Raw genomic sequence first — 19,096 nt, forward strand, 5'->3', positions numbered from 1 at the left:
GCGCATTACGTCTCTAATCTTTGGTCTGAAATTATATGGAGTTGGCAATAGCACTTTTGTTGAATTCAGTACTAGACAAAAACCAGTCTAACTTTTGAGACAGTCGCACTACCTCTCCGACAACAATCAAAGATGGCGACTGTGCTTCCTTCGATAAATCAGAGAGTTGGGAGAGTTCTCCCGTAAATACTTTTTGTTGAATCTGCGTGCCACGCTCAATAATGGCAATCGGAGTCGACGCTGAACGACCATGCTTAATGAGTTGATTCTGAATATAGTGTGATTTCATCAGCCCCATGTAGATCACTAAAGTCTGATTCCCACGCGCCAACGTGGACCAATCCATCTCATCACTTTCTTCTTTCAAGTGGCCAGTCACAAAGATGGCCGATTGCGCATAATCACGATGAGTCAGTGGAATACCAGCATAAGCGGTTGCGCCAGCTGCTGCGGTAATGCCAGGGACAACTTGAAAACGAACGCCGGCATCAGCAAGCACTTCTAACTCTTCACCACCACGACCAAATACAAACGGATCACCACCTTTAATGCGCACTACTTTGTAGCCCTGCTTGGCAAAATCCACCAAAAGCTGATTCGTCTTCTCCTGCGGCACACTGTGATGCCCAGCTCGCTTCCCAACGCACACCAAAATCGTATCGCTTGGAATCAATGCCATGATTTCTTCAGACACCAAGTAGTCGTACAAAACCACGTCAGCTTGCTGCAAGCAGTTCAGTGCTTTCACCGTCAGAAGTTCAGGATCGCCTGGTCCTGCACCTACTAAGGCGACTTCACCAGGCTGTAGCGATTGCTTTGCAAAACGAGTAACACCAGCGACTGGGTTGTCAGAAACTAACCGGGGCTTTGGTTTAGGAAAAGAAGTGACTGAATCGTTCGTTGCCATGTGCTTGCTCATCGTCCATTGATATCGTTATGTAAGCATTATGGCGGGGCGTTTATATTACCTGAAATTCTAAAATTTCATTTTTTATTCAAAAATCTGCTAAGAAGTTTTTGTTTGGTCTCATTCAAAAGCGTGCAAAAGTCGGCGGTTAATATGAATAAGGTTCAGTAAACTGATTAATGTTCACAGTTTTCTGTATCTTTATCATCGAGTTGCACCTGTGTTTGATACATTACGCAGTACGATTTCCCCTTATCATCGAATTGGAGCACCAAATGAAAGTGGCAGTTCATCCTATTTCCCTCGCAGTATTAAGTGGCATGCTAACGCTTGCTGGCCCAGCAATGGCCGATACCATCAAGCTTCGTATTATCGAAACCACCGACATTCACACCAACGTAATGGATTACGATTACTACAAAGACCAACCATCACAGCAAATCGGTTTAAGTCGCGCAGCAACAATAGTGAAACAAGCTAAGTCCGAGGCAGAAAACTCGGTACTAGTAGATAACGGTGATTTAATTCAGGGCAGCCCAATGGGCGATTACATGGCGGCAAAGGGGATTAATCCCGGCGACGTGCACCCAGTCTACAAAGCGATGAACAAGCTAGACTACGATGTGGGCAACATTGGCAATCATGAGTTCAACTATGGCTTAGATTTCCTACAAACGACGTTGAAGGGGGCAAACTTCCCTTACATCAATGCAAACGTATTTGATAAACAAACCGGTGAGCATTACTTCAAGCCTTACCTCATCAAAACTCACACATTTAAAGACACAGACGGCGAAGCGCATCAAATAAAAGTGGGTTACATCGGCTTTGTACCACCACAAATTATGGTATGGGATAAGAAGAACTTAGAAGGCAAAGTCTTTGCTAAAGACATTAAGGAAACCGCAGAGAAACTGATTCCTCAAATGAAGAAAGAAGGCGCAGACGTGATTGTGGCGATTCCACACTCGGGCATTTCTACTGATCTATACAAACTAGGCGCTGAAAACTCTGTTTACTACCTCACAGAAGTTGAAGGTATTGATGCGATTGCTTTTGGCCACTCTCACGCCGTCTTCCCAGGGAAAGACTTCGCAAACCTACCTGGTGTTGATATAGATAAAGGGACCATCAATGGTGTAACGTCCGTGATGCCGGGCCGCTGGGGAAGTCACGTAGGTGTGATGGATTTGATGCTGAAAGAGAAAGACGGCAGATGGCAAGTCGTCGAAGGCCAAGCAGAAGCACGCCCTATCTTCGATAAAGTAAATAAGAAGTCTTTAGCTAAAGCCGATGCAGATATTGTGAAAGCGTTAGAAGAAGATCACAAAGGCACTCGTGAATTTGTAAACCAACCAATCGGCAAAGCAAATGATGTCATGTACAGCTTCTTGGCATTAGTGCAGGACGACCCCACCATTCAAATCGTTAACCTTGCTCAGAAAGACTACGTAGAACGCTTTATTCAAGGCGACCCAGACCTTTCTGACATTCCAGTACTGAGTGCGGCAGCACCATTTAAAGTCGGCGGTCGTAAGAACGATCCGAATAACTTTACAGAAGTAGAATCCGGTCAGCTCACCTTCCGTAATGCGGCCGATCTTTACTTATACCCAAACACCTTGGTTGCGATGAAAGTGAAAGGTAAAGAAGTTCGCGAATGGCTAGAGTGCAGTGCGGGTCAATTCAACCACATCGACATCAACAATCCTAAACCGCAATCTTTGATTGATTGGGATAATTTCCGTACTTACAACTTCGATGTTATTGATGGGGTTAACTACCAAATCGACGTTACCCAACCGCCGAAGTACGATGCGGATTGTAAAGTGATTAATCCGGATTCTCAGCGTATTGTGAACCTGACGTTCAATGGTAAGCCTGTCAATCCGAAGCAAGATTTCATCATCGCAACCAATAACTACCGTGCTTATAGCAATACTTTCCCTGGTACAGGCCCAGATTTCATTGCATTTGACGCACCAGATGAAAACCGCTCTGTCGTCGCCACTTATATTTCTCGCGTGAGTGAAGAAAAAGGAGAAGTGACACCAAGCGCTGACAACAACTGGTCTTTCGCACCGATTAAGTCCGATAACAAGCTAGATATTCGTTTCGAAACCTCCCCTAGCGATAAAGCGGCGCAATTCATCAAAGAGAAAGGACAATACCCAATGAAGCGCGTGTCAACAGATGACATTGGTTTCGCGATTTATCAAATCGATTTGAATAAATAAGGTTGATTTGACAGCAACACTAAGCGGCTCTCATGAGCCGCTTTTTTGTTATCAATAAAACCCGTTAAAATAAAGAAAACCGTTTCTGAGTTATCACATGCACAGCGATCTTTTTTCAGACTTAGTCAAACATGGCTTTTTAGAGACAGAAGCAAACCAACTTATTGAAAATGGTGAGTTGCTCGAACTGCCTACACGCCACATTCTTAATCACCAAGGGGAGTTTAGCTCACACCTTTACTTCATCATTGAGGGGTTATGCCACGCAAGCTATCTTACTGAGCACGGCAAAGAATTCAGTAAAGAATTTTATTGGGAGAAGGACTGGGTTATCGGGTTTGAGAGCATAATAAAGGACCAACCTTCGCCTTACTTATTGGAAACGCTGAGCGCTTGTCAGCTATTTTGCTTGCCAATTGAAACGTTGCATCACTGGCGAGCAGAAAAGCACGCCATTTACTTAAAGCTACTCGAAAACCAACTGGTTAATAAAGAGAACAAAGAACGCTTTATGTTGCTCTACTCTCCAGAGGAACGATATCAATTATTTTGCGCTCATTACCCAGATTTAAAGCAACGTATTACCGATAGTCAAATTGCGGCCTACCTGGGCATTACGCCAATCAGTTTGAGTCGAATCAAAGCACGCTTAACCAAAGATCACACTCTCAAATAAACTCAAAAAAGAAAAAAGCTCTTCAAACGAAGAGCTTTTTCTCTGCTATTTGAGCTATTTAAGAATTCGCGCCCGGAACTGGCGCCCTTTCATCTTGCCGTTACTAATGGTTTGTAGAGCCTTTTTAGCTACAGACTTTTCGACGGCAACATAAGCGCGCACAGGGAACAGGTGAATCTTTCCGACTTGAGAGCCTGGAATACCATTTTTTCCTGTCAAACAACCTAAAATATCACCCGGTCGTACTTTCTGTTTCTTACCGCCATCAATGTTAATCGTCACCATTTTCGCTTGGTATGGCTGCTGATTTGATTTGGCAGGCAATGTTGCTGGTACCACGTCCATCTCTAGGTATTCTTCAATACGAGCTACACGTAAACCGTCTTTCTCACCAAAAAAGTTGAACGCTAAACCTTTACTACCCGCACGACCTGTACGACCAATACGGTGCACATGAACCTCAGGATCGCGCGATAGCTCACAGTTAAAGACAGCGTCAAGATTATCAACGTCCAAACCACGCGCCGCAACGTCTGTTGCAACAAGGATAGACACACTCTTGTTAGCAAACTGCACCAATGCTTGGTCGCGTTCACGCTGCTCTAAGTCCCCATGGATATCGATAACGCTGAATCCTTTGTGATGCAACTCATCTGCGACACTTTGAACTTCTTTTTTGGTATTACAAAAAACCACCGCGGACTCTGGTTGGTGAGTCAGCAGCAAATTCGCCAACGCTTCATCACGTGCTTCCGAGCCTTCAACTTTATAGAAGTACTGCGCAATGCTTGAGGTATCATGCGTCGATTCCACCTTAATCACTTCCGGTGTCTGCATTATACGCTGCGCAATTTGCTCAATTTTTTCTGGAAAAGTAGCACTGAAAAGTAGAGTTTGACGCTGCTTTGGCGCTGCATCGATGATTGCATCTAATGCGTCTTGGAAACCCATGTCCAACATGCGATCAGCTTCATCTAGCACCAAGGTATTCAGTTCGCTAAGATCAATTCGGCCTTTCTCAAGGTGATCCAAAATACGACCAGGTGTACCAACTAGGATATGCGCACCATGCTCCAGCGAACCAATTTGTGGCCCCATTGGCATCCCACCGCAGAGAGTAAGCACTTTAATATTATGAATGCCGCGACCTAAAGTACGAATTTCCTTCGCTACTTGGTCTGCAAGCTCACGTGTTGGACACAATACTAATGACTGGACACGAAAGCGTTTGACGTTGAGGTTCGATAAAACCCCTAAACCAAATGCAGCGGTTTTACCTGAGCCCGTTTTACCCTGCCCGATGACATCACGATGTTTTAGGATTGCAGGCAAGCTCAAAGCTTGAATTGGCGTCATGTGGGTATAGTTCAGGGAATCAAGTGTGGCGAGTAACGCTGGATTCAGCCCAACTTGATCGAATGTTTGTTTGCTCACGGGGATATCCTCAGGTGAGATGGAAAGAGGGCACATTATCACCAGATTTGGTGGGAAAACCAGTGCTAATTAACCTTTGTTAATGAGTATGAGCTCAAAACAAAGTAAAGTCAGTCACTCTATTCTCATTACGGATAACAACATGCTCACTTGGATTACTTTGCCCTTTGCTCAGCTAACAACCACACAGCTGTATGAAATGATGAAATTGCGTGTGGATGTATTCGTTGTTGAACAAACCTGCCCTTATCCTGAACTTGATGGTAAGGACACACTCGAAGGCGTTTATCATCTAATAGGCTATCACGGTGATGAACTGGTTGCTTGCGCACGATTACTGCCCGCAGGCACTACGTATGACAATGTGAGTATTGGTCGAGTGGTGACAAAGCAGACCGCGCGAGGCGGTGGCTTAGGTCATAAGTTATTGGACAAGGCATTGGCACAATGCGAAACATTATGGCCAGGGCAGACAATAGATATAGGTGCTCAAGAACACCTCATCCAGTTTTATGCAAGTCATGGATTCAAGGTTATCTCAGAGTGCTACCTTGAAGATGGTATCCCTCATGTGGATATGCGGAAAGAATCCGTAGCGCTATAAGTTTCAATTCGATTGGTTACTATGAAAACTAATCGAATTAAAAAACTAACTAAAAAGACGCGATATATTCGCGTCTTTTCATTTGAAGCGTTTACTTGTTACGCCCAAAGGTCCCATCCGACAAACGGAAAAACATAACGGACCGCCCGCTTTTTTCCAGCTGTAGCATATCTAACTCGCCTTCGTCACTAAGCTTAAAGCGAATCAACTGTCCCTGCTTTATTTGGCTTAGCGGCTTATCACTGCCTTCTATTTTGACCAGAGCGCTAAGATCCGCCATAGAGAGCTGATTACTTCTGAAAACCTGCGCTAATGTATCACCATTTTTAACCGTGTACTCTTTCCAGTCTTCAGATTTCGGTCCAGAGTTCTGAGAGGTTCTCTGCTGGCTTAAACTCTGCGCGTTCAGCTCAATCGCTACGCGTTGATGATCGACCTCAGTCTGCTCAACTGGTTGATCTGTTTTATTTGGCAAAGGAATAACAAGGAGTACCAGAATCAATGGCACTAAGACCATCAAAGCACGCTGATGAAATTTAGGCAGACGCAACCAAAACTGCTTAACAGGCTGTATACGCTCCAACCATTGCTCTTTGTTGAACGGCTGCTTCCAGTCGATAGCAGCGAATTTTTGTTTAACCAATTCGACATAGTCGACTTGCTGCTTTTTCTTTCTGCGACGATTCATTGTAATGAGTCCCTTAATACTTCTACGGCCAGTATAAAAATACCGACGCGGAGAGTATATGTTTTTCACCAAACTAAAATGGAATTGGGATTAAATTAGCAGAAATTTCACTTGGAGTAAGAGATAAGTCACAACCTGGCCGCCTCAATTAAGCATTCAGTCGCAATCATTTAAACCTAAGCTCGAAACTGATATCCTGTTACCTTTATCACTCCTAATAAGAGCGACATTCATGTCTGAAATTAAATTTGAAACTGTAGAACAAAAAGCAAGCTACGGCATTGGTCTGCAAATGGGTCAGCAACTTGCAGGCTCTGGTCTTGAAGGTCTTAGCGTTGATGCTATCGCAGCGGGTATTGCAACAGCACTAACTGGTGACATGCCATCAATCGAAATTGATGAAATCAACAAAGCACTACAAGAACTTCACACTCGTGCAGAAACCGCTCGCCAAGAAGCAGCAAAAATTGCAGCAGCAGAAGGCGAAGCGTTCCTAAAAGACAACGCTCTACGACCTGAAGTTAACGTTCTAGACTCTGGTCTTCAGTACGAAATCATTTCTGAAGGTACTGGTGCAGTTCCTACAGCAGAAAGCTCAGTTCGCGTTCACTACCACGGTGAGCTAACTGACGGTACTGTATTCGATAGCTCTGTATCTCGCGGTCAACCTGCTGAATTCCCTGTTACAGGTGTAATCAAAGGTTGGGTAGAGGCACTACAACTAATGCCTGTTGGCTCTAAGTGGAAGCTATACGTACCACAAGATCTTGCGTACGGTGAGCGTGGCGCTGGTGCGGCTATCCCTCCATTTGCAGCTTTAGTTTTCGAAGTAGAACTATTAGATATTATCTAATTGAAACCATTTTCAATTATGATTAAATAAAACGGCGCACTAGCGCCGTTTTTTTGTCTAAACTGAATAGACTTTCTCACCTCTGAACCTTTCACTCTGATAGCCTTTAAAAATAAAATCACTTTTAAAAAACGCTCAACCTTTGGAGGTACTATGCGTAAAACACTCCTAACTCTAGCACTCCTATCAATCAACATTGGTAGTGCGCACGCATTCTTAGATTCAGTCACTCAAAAAAGTAAAGAAAGTGGCCTGATGGACATGGTCGGCAGCAGCTTGAACACCGAGTCTTCTCCATTAACAGACATGCTAACTAGCCAATTACCAGTATCCACTGAGCAAGCAGCCGGAGGCAGTGGTGCGCTACTCGCTTTGGCTCAAAGCCAGCTTTCGCAAGAAAATAGTAGTGAATTACAGTCTTTGATTCCTGGACTTTCAAACTTGCAAGGGGCACAAAGCTTACTAGGAAATATTGAGAATATCAGTGCAGTAAAAAGTGCATTCGATACGTTAGGTTTAGACCCATCTATGATCAGTCAGTTTGCTCCAGTCATCTTGGATTACTTGAACAAGCAAGGCGCTAGCGAAGGGCTTCTAAGTTCGTTGGGCGGATTGTGGAATACTAGTAAATAAGCGTAAGTGATAATCACTTTTTAAATTGCCAGTCTGCATGGGTTGAAATAAATGCAGGCTGGATATAAAGGTTTACTGAATTACAGATACAAAAAAGCCGAGCTAATGCTCGGCTTTCTCGTTCTTACGAACTGATTACTCAGCAGCTTCTTCAGCAGCTGGGCGATCTACAAGCTCAATGTAAGCCATTGGAGCTTTATCACCAGCACGGAAGCCAGCTTTTAGGATACGAGTGTAACCGCCCTGACGAGCAGCAAAACGTGGACCTAGTTCGTTAAATAGTTTTGCAACTACTTCGTTGTCACGAGTACGTGCAAATGCTAGACGACGGTTAGCAACACTGTCAGTCTTAGCTAGTGTAATCAAAGGCTCAACTACGCGACGTAGCTCTTTTGCTTTTGGCAAAGTAGTCTTGATAACTTCATGACGTACTAGAGAGCTAGCCATGTTGCTGAACATCGCTTTGCGATGTGAGCTGTTGCGGTTGAGTTGACGACCACTCTTACGATGGCGCATGACCTAATCCTTCTAACTAGTATCGATTAATCTTCAGCGATTGATGCAGGTGGCCAGTTTTCTAGGCGCATGCCCAGAGACAGACCACGTGACGCAAGTACGTCTTTAATCTCAGTAAGAGACTTTTTACCAAGGTTAGGCGTTTTAAGTAGCTCAACCTCAGTACGTTGTACTAGATCACCGATGTAGTGAATCGCTTCTGCTTTCAGACAGTTAGCAGAGCGAACTGTTAGTTCAAGATCGTCTACAGGACGCAGTAGGATCGGATCGAATTCTGGCTTCTCTTCCTTCTCCTCAGGAACTCGTACATCACGAAGATCTACGAATGCATCCAATTGTTCAGCTAGTATTGTAGCTGCACGACGGATTGCTTCCTCAGGTTCTAGAGTACCGTTTGTTTCCATATCGATAACAAGCTTGTCTAGATCAGTACGCTGTTCTACACGAGCTGCTTCTACAGCGTAGGCAATTTTGTCTACTGGGCTGTAAGTAGCATCTACTAGTAGGCGACCGATAGGACGCTCGTCTTCTTCGTTATGGATACGCGCAGAAGCTGGAACATAACCACGACCACGTTCAACTTTGATACGCATTGCGATCTCAGCGTTGTCATCCGTTAGGTGACAAATTACGTGTTCAGGGTTAGCGATCTCTACATCACCATCATGGGTGATGTCACCTGCAACCACAGGGCCCGAGCCTGATTTGTTCAAAGTAATGAACACTTCATCTTTGCCTTCGGCAACGCGCACAGCCAAACCTTTAAGGTTTAGAAGAATTTCAAGAATATCTTCTTGAACGCCTTCTTTCGTGCTGTACTCATGAAGTACGCCTTCAATTTCTACTTCTGTTACAGCACAACCTGGCATAGAAGATAGAAGGATGCGGCGAAGTGCATTACCCAGAGTATGACCAAAGCCACGCTCTAATGGCTCAAGAGTTACTTTTGCGTGAGTCGAGCTGATTTGTTCGATGTCAACTAGACGTGGCTTAAGAAATTCTGTTACAGAACCCTGCATTGTGTCCTCTCTTTAGTTTAAACCTTACTTAGAGTAAAGCTCGACGATCAATTGTTCGTTGATGTCAGCTGATAGATCAGAACGCTCAGGCATACGCTTGAATGTACCTTCCATCTTGCCACCATCTACTTCAATCCAAGTTGGTTTTTCACGTTGTTCAGCAACTTCTAGAGCTGCTTTGATACGAGCTTGCTGTTTAGCTTTCTCGCGAATAGAAACAACGTCATTAGCCGCTACTTTGAAAGAAGGAACGTTTACAACTTTACCGTTTACTAGGATAGCTTTGTGGCTAACTAGCTGACGTGCTTCTGCGCGAGTTGCGCCAAAGCCCATGCGGTAAACTACGTTATCAAGACGACCTTCAAGAAGCTGAAGTAGGTTTTCACCAGTGTTGCCTTTTAGGCGAGCAGCTTCTTTGTAGTAGTTACGGAATTGTTTTTCTAGAACGCCGTACATACGACGTACTTTTTGCTTCTCACGAAGCTGAACGCCATACTCAGATAGACGACCGCGACGAGCGCCGTGTACACCTGGTGCGTTATCAATTTTACACTTGGTATCGATCGCGCGAACACCAGACTTAAGGAATAAGTCAGTGCCTTCACGACGGCTAAGCTTCAGCTTAGGACCCAAATATCTTGCCATGATTCTTCTCCAATTGTCCTAGAAACGTTATACGCGACGTTTCTTAGGTGGACGACAACCGTTATGAGGGATTGGTGTAGCATCAACGATGTTTGTGATGCGGAAACCAGCGGCGTTTAGTGCACGAACAGTAGATTCGCGACCTGGACCAGGACCCTTAACCATAACTTCCAAGTTCTTTAGGCCGTATTCTTTAGCCATTTCAGCACAACGCTCAGCAGCAACCTGTGCAGCGAACGGAGTAGACTTACGAGAACCACGGAAACCAGAACCACCTGCAGTAGCCCATGCAAGAGCGTTACCTTGACGGTCAGTAATGGTTACGATTGTGTTATTGAAAGAAGCATGGATGTGCGCAACGCCATCTGCAACTTGCTTGCGTACGCGCTTACGAGCGCGAGTTGGTTGTTTAGCCATTGTACTCTACCTTCCCGATTATTTCTTGATCGGCTTACGCGGACCCTTACGGGTGCGAGCGTTGGTTTTAGTACGCTGTCCACGTAGTGGTAGACTGCGACGATGACGAAGACCACGGTAACAGCCAAGGTCCATAAGACGCTTGATGTTCATAGATACTTCACGACGTAGATCACCTTCTACAGTGTACTTAGCTACACCATCACGCAGTTGATCGATCTGCTCTTCAGTTAGTTCACTGATCTTAACATTTTCAGCAATACCCACTTCAGCTAGGATAGCTTGAGAGCGAGTTTTACCGATGCCGTAGATCGCTGTTAGAGCGATTACTGCATGTTTCTGATCAGGAATGTTAATGCCTGCTATACGGGCCATTATTCACTCCTAAGTGTTTCTATAAAAGAATTAGCCGCAGCAAAGCCCGTTATGGATACGCTGCGGAATACTACTTCTTTTGCACGCAAAAGGTAGGCCGAGGAATATACTCGACCCAACCTTCATTTTCAAGTAAAAATTTCTGCTAATTAGCCTTGGCGCTGTTTGTGCTTTGGCTCACTGCAAATCACGCGAACGACACCGTTACGCTTGATTACTTTACAGTTACGGCAGATTTTTTTAACGGAAGCACGAACTTTCATTGCTAAACTCCGTAAATGAAACTGAGTCTACCGCCGGATTAACGGCCGTAGCCTTTCAGATTCGCTTTCTTCAACACAGAATCATACTGTTGAGACATCAGATGAGTCTGTACCTGTGCCATAAAGTCCATAATTACAACAACTACGATTAGTAGCGATGTACCGCCGAAGTAGAAACGTACGTTCCACGCGACCATCATGAACTCGGGAATCAGACAGATAAAGGTAATGTACAGTGCACCAGCAAGGGTTAAACGTGTCATTACTTTATCAATGTATTTCGCTGTCTGCTCACCTGGGCGGATACCGGGTACGAATGCACCAGACTTCTTCAAGTTATCTGCTGTTTCACGCGGGTTGAAAACCAACGCCGTGTAGAAGAAACAGAAGAAGATAATTGCTGCTGCATAAAGCATTACATACAACGGTTGACCTGGGCTAAGAGCCAAAGACACGTCAGTTAACCAACCGAACGCGCTGCTCTCACCGTTTTGACCAAACCACTGAGCCAATGTTCCTGGGAACAAGATAATACTTGATGCAAAAATCGCTGGAATTACACCTGCCATGTTAATTTTAAGAGGCAAATGCGAGCTTTGCGCAGCAAATACTTTACGACCTTGTTGACGTTTCGCATAGTTAACGACGATTCGGCGTTGACCACGTTCCATGAAAACAACGAAGTAAATTACTGCAAAAGCTAATACCGCGATTAGCAACAGAAGAAGTACATGCAATTCACCTTGACGCGCTTGCTCGATTGTTTGACCGATTGCAGAAGGCAATCCAGCAACAATACCTGCAAAAATCAGTATCGAAATACCGTTACCAATTCCGCGCTCTGTAATTTGTTCACCTAACCACATCAAGAACATGGTACCGGTTACTAAACTTACGGTAGCAATTAGCGTAAACATGGTTTGGTTGATAACAACCAGATTGTCGACCATGTTTGGTAGGCCAGTTGCAATACCTATAGCTTGGAAGGTTGCAAGTACAAGCGTGCCGTAGCGTGTGTATTGGCTTATCTTACGACGGCCTGCTTCACCCTCTTTTTTGAGTTCAGCTAACGCTGGATGAACTACAGTTAGCAATTGGACAACAATAGATGCCGAAATATACGGCATGATGCCCAATGCTAATATAGATGCACGCTCAAGAGCACCACCGGAGAACATGTTAAACATTTCAACGATGGTACCTTTTTGCTGTTCGAACAAATCGGCAAGTACAGCAGCGTCAATACCAGGAATCGGCACAAAAGAGCCGGCTCGGAATACTAAAAGTGCACCAATTACGAATAACAAGCGCGACTTTAGTTCACTTAAGCCGCTCTGAGCACTACGAAAATCTTGTCCTGGTTTCTTAGCCATCTGTACCTCGTTCCTCGAGATTATTCCTCGATTTTACCGCCTGCAGCTTCGATTGCAGCTTTAGCGCCTTTAGTCACACGTAGACCTTTAACAGTCACTGCTTTGTTGATTTCACCAGAAAGAACAACTTTTACAAATTCGATGTTCTTAGTGATGATGTTAGCAGCTTTAAGACTGTTTAGATCAACTACGTCACCAGAAACTTTCGCTAGCTCAGCTAGACGAACTTCAGCAGACACTAGGCTCTTACGAGAAGTGAAACCGAATTTTGGTAGACGTTGTTTCAGAGGCATCTGACCGCCTTCGAAACCTGGACGAACACTGCCGCCAGAACGTGATTTTTGACCTTTGTGACCACGGCCACCAGTTTTACCTAGGCCTGAACCGATACCACGACCTACTCGCTTCGCAGAAGTTTTCGCGCCAGCAGCCGGTGCTAGAGTATTCAAACGCATTCTGATTACTCCTCAACTTTAACCATGTAGTAAACCTTGTTGATCATACCGCGAATACACGGAGTATCTTCAAGTTCTACTGTGTGGTTGATTTTACGAAGACCTAGACCGCGCAAAGTAGCTTTGTGCTTTGGCAGACGACCAATTGAGCTTTTAGTTTGAGTTACTTTAATAGTTGCCATGGTGTTCTTACTCCGAAATAGATTCAACAGTTAGACCACGTTTAGCAGCAACCATTTCTGGTGACTTCATGCTACCTAGTGCATCGATCGTTGCACGAACGATGTTGATAGGGTTCGTAGAACCGTACGCTTTAGATAGTACGTTGTGTACACCAGCAACTTCTAGTACTGCACGCATCGCACCACCTGCGATAACACCAGTACCTTCTGCAGCAGGCTGCATGTAAACTTTAGAGCCCGAATGGCGACCTTTCACTGGGTGGTGAAGAGTGCCTTCGTTTAGAGCGATCGTAGTCATGTTACGACGCGCTTTTTCCATTGCTTTTTGAATCGCTGCAGGTACTTCACGAGCTTTGCCGTAACCGAAACCTACACGACCGTTACCGTCACCAACTACTGTTAGTGCAGTGAAGCTCATGATTCGACCACCTTTAACCGTTTTAGAAACACGGTTAACTGCGATTAGCTTTTCTTGCAAATCATTCGCTTGAACTTGTTGTTCTTTAGCCATCTTCCAACCCTACCTTAGAATTTCAGACCAGCTTCGCGAGCAGATTCTGCTAGCGCCGCTACTCGACCGTGGTATTGGAAACCAGAACGATCAAATGCAACTGCAGTTACGCCCTTCTCTAGAGCGCGCTCAGCAATAGCTTTACCCACTGCTTTAGCTGCATCAACGTTACCAGTGTATTTCACTTGCTCACGGATCGCTTTTTCTACAGTAGAAGCTGCTGCGATAACCTCAGAGCCGTTAGCCGCGATAACCTGTGCGTACACGTGACGAGGAGTACGGTGTACAACTAGGCGAGTCGCACCCAGTTCTGCAATCTTACGACGTGCACGTGTAGCACGACGGATGCGAGATGCTTTCTTATCCATAGTGTTACCTTACTTCTTCTTAGCTTCTTTAGTACGCACATTTTCATCTGCGTAACGAACACCTTTGCCTTTGTATGGCTCAGGCTCACGGTAAGAACGAATGTCAGCCGCAACTTGACCAACTAGTTGCTTGTCAGCACCAGTGATCACGATTTCAGTTTGGCTTGGACATTCAGCTTTAATACCCGCTGGCAACTCGTGCTCAACTGGGTGTGAGAAGCCTAGTGTTAGACCTACAGCGTTGCCTTTGATAGCAGCACGGTAACCTACACCTTTAAGAGTTAGCTTCTTAGTAAAGCCTTCAGTAACACCAACAACCATGTTGTTAACTAGAGCGCGAGCAGTACCTGCTTGAGCCCATGCGTTAGCAACACCTTCTTTAGGACCGAAAGTCAGGTTATTTTCTTCCTGAGCGATTACAACTGCGTTGTTAAGAACGCGAGTTAGTTCGCCTTTCGCACCTTTTACAGTGATTTCTTGGCCGTTTAGTTTCACCTCTACGCCAGCTGGAATAGCGACAGGTGCTTTTGCAACACGAGACATAGTCTACTCCTTATTAAGCTACGTAAGCGATGATTTCACCACCAAGACCTGCTTTACGTGCAGCGCGGTCTGACATAAGACCCTTGGAAGTAGAAACGATAGCAATACCAAGACCACCCATTACAGAAGGAAGTTCATCTTTCTTCTTGTAAACACGTAGACCTGGACGAGAAACACGTTTAAGTTGCTCGATTACTGGTTTAGCTTGGAAGTACTTAAGTGTAACTTCCAGCTCAGGTTTTGCTTCGCCTTCAACAGCGAAGTCAACGATGTAACCTTCAGCTTTTAGTAGTGCAGCAATTGCAACTTTAAGCTTTGAAGAAGGCATTTTTACAGCAACTTTGTTTGCTGCCTGACCGTTACGAACGCGGGTCAGCATATCCGAAATCGGATCTTGCATGCTCATATGATTTACTCCAAATGATTAAGTGGCAATTACCAGCTAGCCTTACGAAGACCCGGAATCTCGCCTTTCATGCAAGCTTCACGAACCTTAATACGGCTTAGACCGAACTTACGTAGGTAACCGTGTGGACGACCAGTTTGGTTGCAACGGTTGCGCTGACGTGATGCACTTGAATCACGTGGAAGAGATTGCAGTGTAAGAACCGCGTTCCAACGATCTTCTTCAGATGCGTTTACATCGCTGATGATAGCTTTTAGCGCTGCACGCTTTTCAGCGAACTTAGCTACTAGCTTCGCACGTTTTGCTTCACGTGCTTTCATTGAATTTTTAGCCATAACAGTAACCCTTCACCTTACTTACGGAATGGGAAGTTAAAGGCAGCCAGCAGAGCACGGCCTTCCTCATCAGTACCAGCAGACGTCGTAATAGTGATGTCTAGACCGCGTACTCGATCAACTTTATCAAAGTCGATTTCCGGGAAGATGATTTGCTCGCGAACGCCCATGCTGTAGTTACCGCGACCGTCAAAAGACTTAGCGCTAACACCACGGAAGTCACGTACACGTGGAAGAGCGATGTTAATTAAACGCTCAAGAAAATCCCACATACGTTCGCCACGCAAGGTTACTTTACAACCGATAGGGTAGCCTTCACGGATTTTGAAACCTGCAACAGATTTGCGCGCTTTTGTGATAAGTGGCTTTTGACCAGAGATCGTTGCCATATCAGACGCTGCATTTTCTAGCAGTTTCTTATCGTTGATTGCTTCACCAACACCCATGTTTAGGGTGATTTTCTCGATTCTAGGGACTTGCATGACGCTTGTGTAACCGAACTGTTTGGTCAGTTCAGCGACTACAGACGACTTGTAGTAATCATGCAGTTTCGCCATAGTAGAACTCCAAATTACTTCTATTAGTTAGAAACGGTTTCGCCGTTAGACTTGAAGAAACGAACTTTTTTGCCGTCTTCAAAACGGAAACCGATACGGTCAGCTTTACCAGTAGCTGCGTTAAAGATAGCCACGTTAGAAACGTCGATAGCTGCTTCTTGCTCTACGATACCGCCTTGGATACCCATAGCTGGAACAGGTTTCTGATGTTTCTTAACTAGGTTGATACCTTCAACGATAACTTTACCAGTTGCTAGAACCTTAGTTACTTTACCTTTCTTGCCTTTGTCTTTACCAGCAAGAACGATTACTTCGTCATTACGACGGATTTTAGCTGCCATTTCTACGTGCTCCTTACAGAACTTCTGGAGCCAGTGAAACGATCTTCATGAACTTATCGCCACGAAGTTCGCGTGTCACAGGACCAAAGATACGTGTACCGATTGGTTGCTCAGTATTGTCGTTTAGCAATACGCAAGCATTTCGGTCGAAGCGAATGACAGAACCGTCAGGACGACGTACGCCTTTACGGGTGCGCACTACCACCGCCTTCAGAACATCACCTTTTTTAACTTTACCGCGAGGGATTGCTTCCTTCACAGTAACTTTGATGACGTCACCGATATGTGCATAACGGCGGTGAGAGCCACCCAGAACCTTAATACACATTACGCTGCGTGCGCCTGAGTTATCAGCTGCGTCCAGCATACTTTGCATTTGGATCATGTTAGTGCTCCGCTAAATATTAATAACTAGACCCATCACGGGTCGGGCTGCCTCTTTAAAAGGGACGCGAATTGTACCACCCTTTTTTGTGATTGGGTAGTCAAAAAATAAACGGCTCCAAAAATATTTTGGAGCCGCTTTAGTTTCATAGAATTAACGAGATTAAATCTTCGCCTTTTCTAGAACTTTTACCAAAGTCCAAGACTTAGTCTTAGACAGTGGACGACACTCTGCGATTTCAACTGTGTCGCCTAGGCCACACTCGTTGTTCTCGTCATGTGCGTGTACTTTAGTCGTACGTTTTACGTATTTACCGTAGATTGGGTGTTTTACGAAACGTTCGATAGCAACAGTGATAGACTTGTCCATCTTGTCGCTAACAACACGACCTTGTTGAGTACGTTTTACTTCGCTCATTATGCGCCTGCCTTCTCAGTCAAAACAGTTTTCACACGTGCGATATCACGGCGTACAGCTTTCAGAGTATGAGTTTGCTGTAGTTGACCAGTCGCAGCTTGCATGCGCAAGTTGAACTGTTCACGTAGCAAATTCATTAGCTCAGCGTTAAGCTCTTCAACGCTTTTCTCGCGTAGATCTTGTGCTTTCATCACATCACCTGCTTAGTTACAAATGTAGTTTTGAAAGGCAGTTTACGTGCCGCAAGACGGAACGCTTCACGTGCCAATTCTTCAGGTACACCACCCATTTCGTACATAACCTTACCAGGTTGGATTTGGGCTACCCAGTACTCAACGTTACCTTTACCCTTACCTTGACGAACTTCAAGTGGTTTTTCTGTGATTGGTTTGTCTGGGAACACACGGATCCAGATTTTACCTTGACGCTTAACGTGACGTGTCATTGCACGACGTGCCGCTTCGATTTGACGAGCAGTTAGACGACCACGGCCAACAGCTTTAAGACCGAATTCGCCGAAGCTTACATCAGTACCTTTAGCTAGACCACGGTTACGACCAGTCTGAACCTTACGGAACTTAGTACGTTTAGGTTGTAGCATCTGTCGACTCCTTACTTACGGCCTTTACGCTGCTTCTTAGGCTTGTCGCCTTTAGGCTCTACAGCGTTAGCTGCTGGCATACCACCTAGGATTTCACCTTTGAAGATCCAAGTTTTAATGCCGATCACACCGTATTGAGTGTGAGCCGAAGAAGTTGCGTAATCAATGTCAGCACGTAGAGTGTGTAGAGGCACACGGCCTTCACGGTACCACTCTGAACGTGCGATTTCAGCGCCGCCTAGACGACCGCTTACTTCCACTTTGATACCTTTAGCGCCTAGGCGCATTGCGTTTTGTACTGCGCGCTTCATAGCACGACGGAACATAACACGACGCTCTAGCTGAGACGCGATGCTATCACCAACAAGTTGCGCATCTAGTTCAGGCTTACGTACTTCAGCGATGTTAATTTGCGCTGGTACACCTGCAATTTTAGCTACAGCTGCGCGTAGCTTCTCAACGTCTTCACCTTTCTTACCGATAACAACGCCTGGACGAGCAGTGTGAATAGTCACACGGATGCTCTTAGCAGGACGCTCGATAACGATACGTGATAGAGACGCTTTTTTCAGTTCACTTGTAAGGAACTGACGTACCTTGAAGTCGCCGTCTAGGTTGTCAGCGAAATCTTTGGTGTTAGCAAACCATGTAGCATTCCAAGGCTTAACGATGCCTAGACGAATACCATTTGGATGTACTTTTTGACCCATTGCTTACTCTCCTAGTCTCTAGCGATCTGCTACAACAACAGTGATGTGGCTTGAACGCTTCAAGATACGATCCGCACGACCTTTAGCACGAGGCATAATACGCTTCATGGTTGGGCCTTCATCTACAAAGATTTTTGCGACATTCAGATCGTCAATATCTGCACCTTCGTTGTGCTCCGCGTTAGCGATAGCAGACTCTAGAACTTTCTTAACTAGTGCAGCAGCTTTTTTGTTGCTGAACGTTAGGATTTCTAGAGCTTGGTCAACAGATTTACCACGGATTAGATCCGCAACTAAGCGAGCTTTCTGAGGCGAAATGCGAGCAAAGTTATGTTTAGCAATTGCTTCCATTATCTACTCCTTAGCGCTTCTTAGCTTTCTTATCCGCAGCGTGACCGCGGTAAGTACGTGTTGGTGCGAATTCACCCAGTTTGTGACCGATCATTTCATCAGTTACAAATACTGGTACGTGCTGACGACCATTATGGACAGCGATGGTCAAACCGATCATCGTAGGGATGATCATTGAACGACGGGACCAAGTCTTAATAGGCTTTTTGTCTCCGCTTTCCACCGCTTTCTCTACCTTCTTCAGCAAGTGTAGGTCAATAAAAGGACCTTTCTTGAGAGAACGTGGCATGGCGA

At 45.1% G+C, this 19,096-nt stretch carries 31 protein-coding genes; 5 read left to right on the forward strand and 26 right to left on the reverse strand.

Annotated elements, in window-relative coordinates; translation table 11 throughout:
• Window positions 1–31: 31 nt before the first annotated feature.
• Window positions 32–907, reverse strand: a complete 876-nt coding sequence (cobA, locus tag R7P64_RS13620; RefSeq protein ID WP_031780800.1) for a uroporphyrinogen-III C-methyltransferase — start codon at window positions 905–907, stop codon at window positions 32–34.
• 275 nt (window positions 908–1,182) lie between these two features.
• On the opposite strand from cobA, the gene cpdB reads away from it, so the two are divergent.
• Both cpdB and R7P64_RS13630 read left to right on the forward strand, forming a co-directional pair.
• A complete protein-coding gene (gene cpdB / locus R7P64_RS13625; protein WP_262579997.1) occupies window positions 1,183–3,144 on the forward strand; it encodes a 2',3'-cyclic-nucleotide 2'-phosphodiesterase in 1,962 nt (653 codons plus the stop codon).
• Window positions 3,145–3,241: 97 nt separating this feature from the next.
• Window positions 3,242–3,820 carry a Crp/Fnr family transcriptional regulator gene (locus R7P64_RS13630; protein WP_017820293.1) on the forward strand — a complete coding sequence of 193 codons (579 nt, stop codon included), beginning with the start codon at window positions 3,242–3,244 and terminating at the stop codon, window positions 3,818–3,820.
• Between the two features lie 54 nt (window positions 3,821–3,874).
• Here R7P64_RS13630 and dbpA read toward each other — a convergent pair whose 3' ends face one another.
• Entirely contained in the window at window positions 3,875–5,254 is a 1,380-nt protein-coding gene (dbpA, locus tag R7P64_RS13635) for an ATP-dependent RNA helicase DbpA (protein ID WP_318118484.1), read from the reverse strand.
• Between the two features lie 142 nt (window positions 5,255–5,396).
• Between dbpA and R7P64_RS13640 the strand changes: the two genes are divergently transcribed.
• On the forward strand, window positions 5,397–5,858 hold the full coding sequence (locus R7P64_RS13640; protein ID WP_017820295.1) for a GNAT family N-acetyltransferase: 462 nt from the start codon (window positions 5,397–5,399) through the stop codon (window positions 5,856–5,858).
• Between the two features lie 91 nt (window positions 5,859–5,949).
• Here R7P64_RS13640 and R7P64_RS13645 read toward each other — a convergent pair whose 3' ends face one another.
• Window positions 5,950–6,546 (reverse strand): LysM-like peptidoglycan-binding domain-containing protein, encoded by a 597-nt coding sequence (locus tag R7P64_RS13645; protein ID WP_017820296.1) that lies wholly within the window; start codon window positions 6,544–6,546, stop codon window positions 5,950–5,952.
• 232 nt (window positions 6,547–6,778) lie between these two features.
• Between R7P64_RS13645 and R7P64_RS13650 the strand changes: the two genes are divergently transcribed.
• Entirely contained in the window at window positions 6,779–7,399 is a 621-nt protein-coding gene (locus R7P64_RS13650) for an FKBP-type peptidyl-prolyl cis-trans isomerase (protein WP_222712343.1), read from the forward strand.
• A 153-nt stretch (window positions 7,400–7,552) separates the two neighbouring features.
• Window positions 7,553–8,032 (forward strand): DUF2780 domain-containing protein, encoded by a 480-nt coding sequence (locus R7P64_RS13655; protein WP_017820297.1) that lies wholly within the window; start codon window positions 7,553–7,555, stop codon window positions 8,030–8,032.
• A 135-nt stretch (window positions 8,033–8,167) separates the two neighbouring features.
• Here R7P64_RS13655 and rplQ read toward each other — a convergent pair whose 3' ends face one another.
• From rplQ to rpsS, 23 genes are all read right to left on the reverse strand, one after another.
• Complete coding sequence (rplQ, locus tag R7P64_RS13660; protein ID WP_005383141.1) at window positions 8,168–8,548, reverse strand: 50S ribosomal protein L17; 381 nt, start codon at window positions 8,546–8,548, stop codon at window positions 8,168–8,170.
• Window positions 8,549–8,574: 26 nt separating this feature from the next.
• Window positions 8,575–9,567 (reverse strand): DNA-directed RNA polymerase subunit alpha, encoded by a 993-nt coding sequence (locus R7P64_RS13665; protein ID WP_005383143.1) that lies wholly within the window; start codon window positions 9,565–9,567, stop codon window positions 8,575–8,577.
• Window positions 9,568–9,591: 24 nt separating this feature from the next.
• Complete coding sequence (gene rpsD / locus R7P64_RS13670) at window positions 9,592–10,212, reverse strand: 30S ribosomal protein S4 (RefSeq protein WP_005383146.1); 621 nt, start codon at window positions 10,210–10,212, stop codon at window positions 9,592–9,594.
• A 27-nt stretch (window positions 10,213–10,239) separates the two neighbouring features.
• Window positions 10,240–10,629: a 30S ribosomal protein S11 gene (gene rpsK, locus R7P64_RS13675; protein ID WP_001118870.1), complete on the reverse strand. Its 390-nt coding sequence runs from the start codon at window positions 10,627–10,629 to the stop codon at window positions 10,240–10,242.
• Window positions 10,630–10,647: 18 nt separating this feature from the next.
• Window positions 10,648–11,004, reverse strand: coding sequence for a 30S ribosomal protein S13 (gene rpsM, locus R7P64_RS13680; protein WP_005383154.1), 357 nt, complete (start codon window positions 11,002–11,004; stop codon window positions 10,648–10,650).
• A gap of 149 nt (window positions 11,005–11,153) precedes the next feature.
• Window positions 11,154–11,267 carry a 50S ribosomal protein L36 gene (rpmJ, locus tag R7P64_RS13685; RefSeq protein ID WP_000868186.1) on the reverse strand — a complete coding sequence of 38 codons (114 nt, stop codon included), beginning with the start codon at window positions 11,265–11,267 and terminating at the stop codon, window positions 11,154–11,156.
• Between the two features lie 38 nt (window positions 11,268–11,305).
• The gene (gene secY, locus R7P64_RS13690; RefSeq protein WP_005379562.1) at window positions 11,306–12,640 is read right to left on the reverse strand and encodes a preprotein translocase subunit SecY; all 1,335 of its coding nucleotides are present in this window, start codon (window positions 12,638–12,640) and stop codon (window positions 11,306–11,308) included.
• A 20-nt stretch (window positions 12,641–12,660) separates the two neighbouring features.
• Window positions 12,661–13,095, reverse strand: a complete 435-nt coding sequence (gene rplO, locus R7P64_RS13695; protein WP_005383155.1) for a 50S ribosomal protein L15 — start codon at window positions 13,093–13,095, stop codon at window positions 12,661–12,663.
• A 5-nt stretch (window positions 13,096–13,100) separates the two neighbouring features.
• On the reverse strand, window positions 13,101–13,277 hold the full coding sequence (rpmD, locus tag R7P64_RS13700) for a 50S ribosomal protein L30 (RefSeq protein ID WP_005379565.1): 177 nt from the start codon (window positions 13,275–13,277) through the stop codon (window positions 13,101–13,103).
• A gap of 7 nt (window positions 13,278–13,284) precedes the next feature.
• Window positions 13,285–13,788 (reverse strand): 30S ribosomal protein S5, encoded by a 504-nt coding sequence (gene rpsE / locus R7P64_RS13705; RefSeq protein WP_004745894.1) that lies wholly within the window; start codon window positions 13,786–13,788, stop codon window positions 13,285–13,287.
• 14 nt (window positions 13,789–13,802) lie between these two features.
• Window positions 13,803–14,156, reverse strand: coding sequence for a 50S ribosomal protein L18 (gene rplR, locus R7P64_RS13710; RefSeq protein ID WP_005379568.1), 354 nt, complete (start codon window positions 14,154–14,156; stop codon window positions 13,803–13,805).
• A 9-nt stretch (window positions 14,157–14,165) separates the two neighbouring features.
• Window positions 14,166–14,699 carry a 50S ribosomal protein L6 gene (rplF, locus tag R7P64_RS13715; RefSeq protein ID WP_005379570.1) on the reverse strand — a complete coding sequence of 178 codons (534 nt, stop codon included), beginning with the start codon at window positions 14,697–14,699 and terminating at the stop codon, window positions 14,166–14,168.
• Window positions 14,700–14,712: 13 nt separating this feature from the next.
• A complete protein-coding gene (gene rpsH, locus R7P64_RS13720) occupies window positions 14,713–15,105 on the reverse strand; it encodes a 30S ribosomal protein S8 (protein ID WP_005379572.1) in 393 nt (130 codons plus the stop codon).
• 29 nt (window positions 15,106–15,134) lie between these two features.
• A complete protein-coding gene (gene rpsN, locus R7P64_RS13725; protein ID WP_004410442.1) occupies window positions 15,135–15,440 on the reverse strand; it encodes a 30S ribosomal protein S14 in 306 nt (101 codons plus the stop codon).
• Window positions 15,441–15,457: 17 nt separating this feature from the next.
• Entirely contained in the window at window positions 15,458–15,997 is a 540-nt protein-coding gene (gene rplE / locus R7P64_RS13730) for a 50S ribosomal protein L5 (protein ID WP_005379573.1), read from the reverse strand.
• Between the two features lie 23 nt (window positions 15,998–16,020).
• Window positions 16,021–16,338: a 50S ribosomal protein L24 gene (gene rplX, locus R7P64_RS13735; protein ID WP_005379574.1), complete on the reverse strand. Its 318-nt coding sequence runs from the start codon at window positions 16,336–16,338 to the stop codon at window positions 16,021–16,023.
• Between the two features lie 13 nt (window positions 16,339–16,351).
• Window positions 16,352–16,723 carry a 50S ribosomal protein L14 gene (gene rplN / locus R7P64_RS13740; RefSeq protein ID WP_004410450.1) on the reverse strand — a complete coding sequence of 124 codons (372 nt, stop codon included), beginning with the start codon at window positions 16,721–16,723 and terminating at the stop codon, window positions 16,352–16,354.
• 162 nt (window positions 16,724–16,885) lie between these two features.
• Window positions 16,886–17,140: a 30S ribosomal protein S17 gene (gene rpsQ, locus R7P64_RS13745; RefSeq protein WP_005379575.1), complete on the reverse strand. Its 255-nt coding sequence runs from the start codon at window positions 17,138–17,140 to the stop codon at window positions 16,886–16,888.
• Window positions 17,140–17,331, reverse strand: coding sequence for a 50S ribosomal protein L29 (rpmC, locus tag R7P64_RS13750; protein ID WP_005379576.1), 192 nt, complete (start codon window positions 17,329–17,331; stop codon window positions 17,140–17,142). Before rpmC ends, rpsQ begins: the two co-directional genes overlap by 1 nt.
• On the reverse strand, window positions 17,331–17,741 hold the full coding sequence (gene rplP / locus R7P64_RS13755) for a 50S ribosomal protein L16 (protein ID WP_005379577.1): 411 nt from the start codon (window positions 17,739–17,741) through the stop codon (window positions 17,331–17,333). The genes rpmC and rplP overlap by 1 nt, the downstream gene beginning before the upstream one ends.
• Before the next feature lie 11 nt (window positions 17,742–17,752).
• Entirely contained in the window at window positions 17,753–18,451 is a 699-nt protein-coding gene (gene rpsC / locus R7P64_RS13760; RefSeq protein ID WP_005383161.1) for a 30S ribosomal protein S3, read from the reverse strand.
• Between the two features lie 18 nt (window positions 18,452–18,469).
• On the reverse strand, window positions 18,470–18,802 hold the full coding sequence (rplV, locus tag R7P64_RS13765; RefSeq protein WP_005383164.1) for a 50S ribosomal protein L22: 333 nt from the start codon (window positions 18,800–18,802) through the stop codon (window positions 18,470–18,472).
• 10 nt (window positions 18,803–18,812) lie between these two features.
• Window positions 18,813–19,091: a 30S ribosomal protein S19 gene (gene rpsS / locus R7P64_RS13770; protein WP_004394525.1), complete on the reverse strand. Its 279-nt coding sequence runs from the start codon at window positions 19,089–19,091 to the stop codon at window positions 18,813–18,815.
• Window positions 19,092–19,096: the final 5 nt, after the last annotated feature.

The organism is Vibrio sp. 2304 (assembly GCF_033339475.1).
Classification (GTDB): domain Bacteria; phylum Pseudomonadota; class Gammaproteobacteria; order Enterobacterales; family Vibrionaceae; genus Vibrio; species Vibrio alginolyticus.

Coding starts and splice junctions, on each gene's coding strand:
- cobA (WP_031780800.1), bottom strand. CDS start 907: ATGGCAACGAACGATTCAGTCACTTCTTTTCCTAAACCAAAGCCCCGG.
- cpdB (WP_262579997.1), top strand. CDS start 1,183: ATGAAAGTGGCAGTTCATCCTATTTCCCTCGCAGTATTAAGTGGCATG.
- R7P64_RS13630 (WP_017820293.1), top strand. CDS start 3,242: ATGCACAGCGATCTTTTTTCAGACTTAGTCAAACATGGCTTTTTAGAG.
- R7P64_RS13640 (WP_017820295.1), top strand. CDS start 5,397: ATGCTCACTTGGATTACTTTGCCCTTTGCTCAGCTAACAACCACACAG.
- R7P64_RS13645 (WP_017820296.1), bottom strand. CDS start 6,546: ATGAATCGTCGCAGAAAGAAAAAGCAGCAAGTCGACTATGTCGAATTG.
- R7P64_RS13650 (WP_222712343.1), top strand. CDS start 6,779: ATGTCTGAAATTAAATTTGAAACTGTAGAACAAAAAGCAAGCTACGGC.
- R7P64_RS13655 (WP_017820297.1), top strand. CDS start 7,553: ATGCGTAAAACACTCCTAACTCTAGCACTCCTATCAATCAACATTGGT.
- rplQ (WP_005383141.1), bottom strand. CDS start 8,548: ATGCGCCATCGTAAGAGTGGTCGTCAACTCAACCGCAACAGCTCACAT.
- R7P64_RS13665 (WP_005383143.1), bottom strand. CDS start 9,567: ATGCAGGGTTCTGTAACAGAATTTCTTAAGCCACGTCTAGTTGACATC.
- rpsD (WP_005383146.1), bottom strand. CDS start 10,212: ATGGCAAGATATTTGGGTCCTAAGCTGAAGCTTAGCCGTCGTGAAGGC.
- rpsK (WP_001118870.1), bottom strand. CDS start 10,629: ATGGCTAAACAACCAACTCGCGCTCGTAAGCGCGTACGCAAGCAAGTT.
- rpsM (WP_005383154.1), bottom strand. CDS start 11,004: ATGGCCCGTATAGCAGGCATTAACATTCCTGATCAGAAACATGCAGTA.
- rpmJ (WP_000868186.1), bottom strand. CDS start 11,267: ATGAAAGTTCGTGCTTCCGTTAAAAAAATCTGCCGTAACTGTAAAGTA.
- secY (WP_005379562.1), bottom strand. CDS start 12,640: ATGGCTAAGAAACCAGGACAAGATTTTCGTAGTGCTCAGAGCGGCTTA.
- rplO (WP_005383155.1), bottom strand. CDS start 13,095: ATGCGTTTGAATACTCTAGCACCGGCTGCTGGCGCGAAAACTTCTGCG.
- rpmD (WP_005379565.1), bottom strand. CDS start 13,277: ATGGCAACTATTAAAGTAACTCAAACTAAAAGCTCAATTGGTCGTCTG.
- rpsE (WP_004745894.1), bottom strand. CDS start 13,788: ATGGCTAAAGAACAACAAGTTCAAGCGAATGATTTGCAAGAAAAGCTA.
- rplR (WP_005379568.1), bottom strand. CDS start 14,156: ATGGATAAGAAAGCATCTCGCATCCGTCGTGCTACACGTGCACGTCGT.
- rplF (WP_005379570.1), bottom strand. CDS start 14,699: ATGTCTCGTGTTGCAAAAGCACCTGTCGCTATTCCAGCTGGCGTAGAG.
- rpsH (WP_005379572.1), bottom strand. CDS start 15,105: ATGAGCATGCAAGATCCGATTTCGGATATGCTGACCCGCGTTCGTAAC.
- rpsN (WP_004410442.1), bottom strand. CDS start 15,440: ATGGCTAAAAATTCAATGAAAGCACGTGAAGCAAAACGTGCGAAGCTA.
- rplE (WP_005379573.1), bottom strand. CDS start 15,997: ATGGCGAAACTGCATGATTACTACAAGTCGTCTGTAGTCGCTGAACTG.
- rplX (WP_005379574.1), bottom strand. CDS start 16,338: ATGGCAGCTAAAATCCGTCGTAATGACGAAGTAATCGTTCTTGCTGGT.
- rplN (WP_004410450.1), bottom strand. CDS start 16,723: ATGATCCAAATGCAAAGTATGCTGGACGCAGCTGATAACTCAGGCGCA.
- rpsQ (WP_005379575.1), bottom strand. CDS start 17,140: ATGAGCGAAGTAAAACGTACTCAACAAGGTCGTGTTGTTAGCGACAAG.
- rpmC (WP_005379576.1), bottom strand. CDS start 17,331: ATGAAAGCACAAGATCTACGCGAGAAAAGCGTTGAAGAGCTTAACGCT.
- rplP (WP_005379577.1), bottom strand. CDS start 17,741: ATGCTACAACCTAAACGTACTAAGTTCCGTAAGGTTCAGACTGGTCGT.
- rpsC (WP_005383161.1), bottom strand. CDS start 18,451: ATGGGTCAAAAAGTACATCCAAATGGTATTCGTCTAGGCATCGTTAAG.
- rplV (WP_005383164.1), bottom strand. CDS start 18,802: ATGGAAGCAATTGCTAAACATAACTTTGCTCGCATTTCGCCTCAGAAA.
- rpsS (WP_004394525.1), bottom strand. CDS start 19,091: ATGCCACGTTCTCTCAAGAAAGGTCCTTTTATTGACCTACACTTGCTG.